This window comes from Brachyspira pilosicoli, assembly GCF_008016535.1.
Taxonomy (GTDB): Bacteria; Spirochaetota; Brachyspiria; order Brachyspirales; family Brachyspiraceae; genus Brachyspira; species Brachyspira pilosicoli_A.
Window position 1 is genome coordinate 1 of sequence record NZ_SAXY01000033.1, and the last position, 5,118, is coordinate 5,118.

A 5,118-nucleotide genomic window follows, 5' to 3' on the forward strand; every position below is an offset into this window, starting at 1 on the left:
ATTTGGGTATTTCTTCTATCTTTAGAAATCTTTTAATATTTTTAGTTTCTAATGCTTCATCCACTATAAATAATTTAAATTCTGTGCTATAATCTCTTTTCATAGTAGCATCCTTTTTATTTGTTTTATGTTCAAAATATTATAACAAGGATACTGCTTTTTTTATACTAAAAAATGTCCAATATCTCATACTCCTAAACAATTTTATTTATTTGAAATATTGATAAAACTATAATATATTATTAGCTATGAATAATTTTGATAAAATAGTATACGATAAAATAAAAAGTTTTTTTCTTTTATTTTATAATAATTTAAATAATAGCAAAGCAGCAGTTGTTGGGCTTACATTTGATTTTGACAATAAAGATAAATTATATACTATAGATGATAACTACAAGATAATAAAAGATAATATTCAAAATCCTTTGTCTGGATATTCTATATCAAATTTAATTGTGTATGATAATAAAGTATTTGAATATAATGAAAGTTTTAATTTGGTTATAGATGAAGCATTTAATAATAATAATCTATACGGCATACCTTTATATATTCCAGATACAAATAAGAAAGTTAATAAAGCCTTGTTTCTAGATAGAGATGGTGTGCTTATGGAAGATGTTGGATATATTGGAGAAGTTGAGATAGTAAAAATAAAAAAAGAATTTATAAATATAGTAAAACATGCCAACAAAAAAAATTATATTACAATAGTAACCACAAATCAGGCTGGAGTTTCTTACAATTATTATACAAATGATGATGTAAAAAATGTTCATAACTATCTTTACGAAGAATATAAAAAACACGATGCCATTATAGATGATTTTTATTATTGTCCGTATCATATAAAAGGAAATGTTGAAGAATATAAACTTCTTTCTGTATTAAGGAAACCAGAGGCTGCTATGCATTTGATTGCTTGTAAAAAATATAACATAGATTTAACTTCTTCTTTTATGATAGGGGATAGGGACAGCGATATTATAAAAATACCTTTTTTAAAAACTTTACTAATAAAGACTGATGTATATGATATAGTTAATACTAATAATGTAGTAGAAGTTAATGAGATATATTCATTTTTGGTATAGTATATACTAGAAATTTTGCCTTATATAGTGTGGACTCCATCAAATAAGTAAAAAGTTCAAGTGCTTTATATTTTTTGAATATATATTAAATGTAGCATAAAATATAAATTTTAGCTAAATGCAGTTCTTTTGCTTCTTTTATACCAATAAAAGAAGTGGGGTGCGGGGCAAAGCCACCGCAAACAAAAAACTTAAAAAATATTTTTGACAAAATATAGTTGTTTATATATAGTATAATAATTGGAGATTTTTATGTTTGAGCTTTGTCATAATTTATATGTAGGAAATGACCATGATTGCAGCGTTTTTGATGGGGCTATAGTGCATGCTTGTCAAAGTTGTTTTGTACGAGGTGTTAATGGTGCTGTTGGAAACAAAACTTTTTATGAGAATAATGATGATTTGTATTTAAACTTGCTTGATATATCTAGTCTTTCCTATGATTATGCTTCACCTATGATTAAAAGGTCTATAGATTTTATAGATAGAAAAATTAAAGATAAAAAAGTGTTGGTTCATTGTAATTTTGGTATGTCGCGTTCGCCTTCTATATGTTTGCTTTATATGGCTAAGAAAGGTTATATTAATAATTCTTCTCTTAAAGAGGCTTCAAAAGATTTTCACAAAATTTATAGTTATTTTTCTGCTGGATTAGGTATGTATAGATACTTTGATAAGTATTGGAATGACATAATGCAATTTTAGCAAATAGTTAAAAATTACCATTTACTTTATATTAAATAAAATATAAGATAGAACTATGAGTGTTTTAATTAAAAAAAATGTTTCAATAATATGTGCTATTATATGCATAATATGTGCAAGTTCAGCTATTGCTGTTTTAGTTGTTTTGATAGTAAATTCTAAAACAGGTATAGAAGTAACTTCTTTTTCACTTTATTCTAGTTTTTTAATAATATTTTACATAATTAATTCTATATATCATTTTTTTCCCTTCAACAACAAGGCTAAAAAAGTATTTTATATACTTTCACATGCTTTTTTTATTATGATGATATGGGGAGTTTATATACCTCCTTGTTTGATATTGCTTCAAAATGGTTGGGGTTGGAGTTTTTTTGGAATTATTACGGGACTTTGTGTACTTGGTATTACTTTAAGAAGTGTATTTAGCTATAGGTGGAGAGGATTTACAGAAACTATATATTACTTCCTTCTAAATTGGGTTTGGCTTATTGCTATACAAAAAATTGCTTTGGCTGTTGGGGAGTATGGAGCTATACTTTATTTAACTGCTTTTTTACTTTTAAATATTGCTATGGTATTTTATAGGCTTGCTATGTATGAAGTTAATAAAAGATATACTTTATTTCTTCCTCTCTTTTATTCTCTTTTAATTTTGTCTAATATATGTCATGCTGTTTTTATGTTTAGATATGTTGCTAATATAGTTTAATATTTTTTTTAAGGAGATTTGTTTATGATTAATGAAAAATTGACTGAGTATATTTTTAACTCTATTAAAGAAAATTGGGATATTAACGCTTTTTGTGATTATGGTAAGGATAATTTTTTTAAATATTCTGATGTGGCTAAACATATATTAAAAATGCATACTATATTTAAAAGAATGGAAATATATAAAGGAGACAAAATTGCATTATGCGGTTCTAACTCTGCTAATTGGGCTTTAACTTATTTATCTATAGTAAGCTATGGTGCTGTAGTTGTGCCTATATTAGTTGATTTTGCCAAAGATGATATTATTTCTATATTAAATGATTCTGGCTCTAAATATCTTTTTATGGATAAAAATATAATAGAAAAAATTGACAAAGAAAAATTTAGTTTTTTAAATAGAATATTTTATTTGGATAATTTAACTATATTTGACCATAAAAATGATTTAACAGAAGAATATAATGAGATTCTTGATGTGCAATTAGAAAATTTCAGCAGAGAAACTTTTTCATTAACAATGTTTGAAAATGACACTTTGGCTACTATAATATATACTTCAGGCACTACAGGTTTTAGTAAAGGAGTTATGCTTAATCATAATTCACTTGCTGCCAATATAAGATTTGCAATAGACAATATGCCTATAAAACCAAATGACCATATACTTTCTTTTTTGCCATTAGCACATGTATTTGGCTGTTTGTTTGACTTTTTATTTCCTTTCTCAAAAGGTGCTTGTATATATATGCTTAGTGCTATACCTAGTCCTAATATTTTGCTTAAGGCTTTTGATGAGGTAAAACCAAATTTAATACTTATGGTTCCTTTAATTTTGGAAAAGATTTATTTCAAAAAATTAAAGCCTACAATAGATAAGCCTGTTATGAAGAAACTATTAACTTTGCCTTTTATATCCAAAATATTAAAAAATAAAATTAGAGATAAATTAACAGAATCTTTTGGTGCTAACTTCCATGAGGTAATACTTGGAGGAAGTGCTTTAAATGAAGAAGTTGAAAAGTTTTTAATGGATATAGGTTTTAAGTTTACTGTTGGTTATGGTATGACAGAATGCGGTCCTCTTATTAGTTATGCACCTTGGGATAAGCATGTGGCAAGAAGCTGCGGATGCATAATAGACACATTAGAGATAAAAATTGATTCTAACAGCCCTGAAGAAGTTGGGGATATTATGGTTAAGGGTGAAAACGTTATGCTTGGCTACTACAAAAACCCTAAAGCTACTACAGATGTTTTATCTCGCGATGGTTGGCTTAGAACTAATGATTTGGGTGTGCTTGTAGATGGAAAGAGAATATTTATAAGGGGAAGAAGTAAAAATATGCTTCTTGGACCTAGCGGACAAAATATTTATCCTGAAGAGCTTGAAAGTAAATTAAATACTATGCCTTATATATTAGAATCTTTAATTGTTCAAAGGGAAAATAAACTTTGTGCTTTAGTATATTTAGATGCTGAGCAAATAAAAGATTTCAATGATGAAGAGATAAAAACAAAATTAGAGGAAGTGAGAAATAATCTTAATAAACTTCTTCCAGATTTTGCGAGGATTTCTAGTTTTGAAATACAAAAAGAAGAGTTTGAAAAGAATCCTACTAAAAAGATTAAAAGATTTTTATATAAATAAATATTTGGCTAATGAATTATATTTTAAAATCTTCGAATATTATGCCTAAATTTGGAATAGGTACTTTGAGAATGGGGGAGAATGAGAGTAAAAGCAGTATAGAAATTAATGCTGTATATTGTGCTTTAAAAAACGGAGTAAGGCTAATAGATACTGCAGAGATGTATGGAGAGGGAGGAGCTGAGATAGTAGTTGGAGAAGCTTTAAAAAAAGCATGCATAAATAGAAAAGAGTTTTTTATAGTTTCTAAAGTTATCCTCATAATGCAGGCAGGGATAATTTATTTACTAGTTTAAAAAAATCTCTAAGTCGTTTAGGGCTTAATTATTTAGATATGTATTTGCTTCATTGGAGGGGGAGAGTACCATTAAAAGAAACAGTTGAATGTATGGAAGAGGCTAAAAAAGATGGGCTTATAAGAGATTGGGGAGTTTCTAATTTTGATATTGATGATATGAAAGAGCTTGAGAATATAAAAAACGGAGATAAATGTGCAGTTAATCAGGTATTATATCATTTAGCTTCACGAGGTGTTGATTTTGGTTTGGCTTCTTATATGCTTGAGAGAAATATAGTATTAATGGCTTATTGTCCTTTGGCACAGGCTGGAGATTTGGGAAAAGATTTATTAAACAATAATGTTATTAAAAATATAGCAAAAAAACATAATGCAACTGCTAGTCAAATAGCATTAGCTTTTATAATAGACTTGTTTCAAAAGTACTTGACAAATCAATTTATAGTTTCAAAGAAGTAAGAATTATGTTAATATATTCGTAAAAAAGGATTTTATAAAAATGATTGATTGTCAAAGTGTGATTGGCTTAAAAAAACATATTTATTTCTTTTAGAAGAATTAAGAAAAGTATATAAAGGTTTTAATAATGGCAGACCAAGAAAACTTTCTTTGGAAACTATGCTTTTTATCACTTTTATATATTTTAAACAATA

Annotated in this window: 4 protein-coding genes and 1 pseudogene; all 5 read left to right on the forward strand. The window is 26.8% G+C overall.

All coding sequences use genetic code 11. The features are described 5' to 3' along the window. Window positions 1-248: 248 nt before the first annotated feature. Window positions 249-1,097: an HAD-IIIA family hydrolase gene (locus tag EPJ72_RS05340; RefSeq protein ID WP_147731178.1), complete on the forward strand. Its 849-nt coding sequence runs from the start codon at window positions 249-251 to the stop codon at window positions 1,095-1,097. A 252-nt stretch (window positions 1,098-1,349) separates the two neighbouring features. Beyond that, window positions 1,350-1,802 carry a dual specificity protein phosphatase family protein gene (locus tag EPJ72_RS05345; RefSeq protein WP_147731179.1) on the forward strand — a complete coding sequence of 151 codons (453 nt, stop codon included), beginning with the start codon at window positions 1,350-1,352 and terminating at the stop codon, window positions 1,800-1,802. 55 nt (window positions 1,803-1,857) lie between these two features. Then, window positions 1,858-2,514, forward strand: coding sequence for a hemolysin III family protein (locus tag EPJ72_RS05350; RefSeq protein WP_147731180.1), 657 nt, complete (start codon window positions 1,858-1,860; stop codon window positions 2,512-2,514). A 24-nt stretch (window positions 2,515-2,538) separates the two neighbouring features. After that, window positions 2,539-4,167 carry an AMP-binding protein gene (locus EPJ72_RS05355; RefSeq protein WP_199749267.1) on the forward strand — a complete coding sequence of 543 codons (1,629 nt, stop codon included), beginning with the start codon at window positions 2,539-2,541 and terminating at the stop codon, window positions 4,165-4,167. 11 nt (window positions 4,168-4,178) lie between these two features. Continuing rightward, window positions 4,179-4,888, forward strand: a pseudogene (locus tag EPJ72_RS13740) (aldo/keto reductase); the annotation flags it as partial. Window positions 4,889-5,118 lie beyond the last annotated feature (230 nt).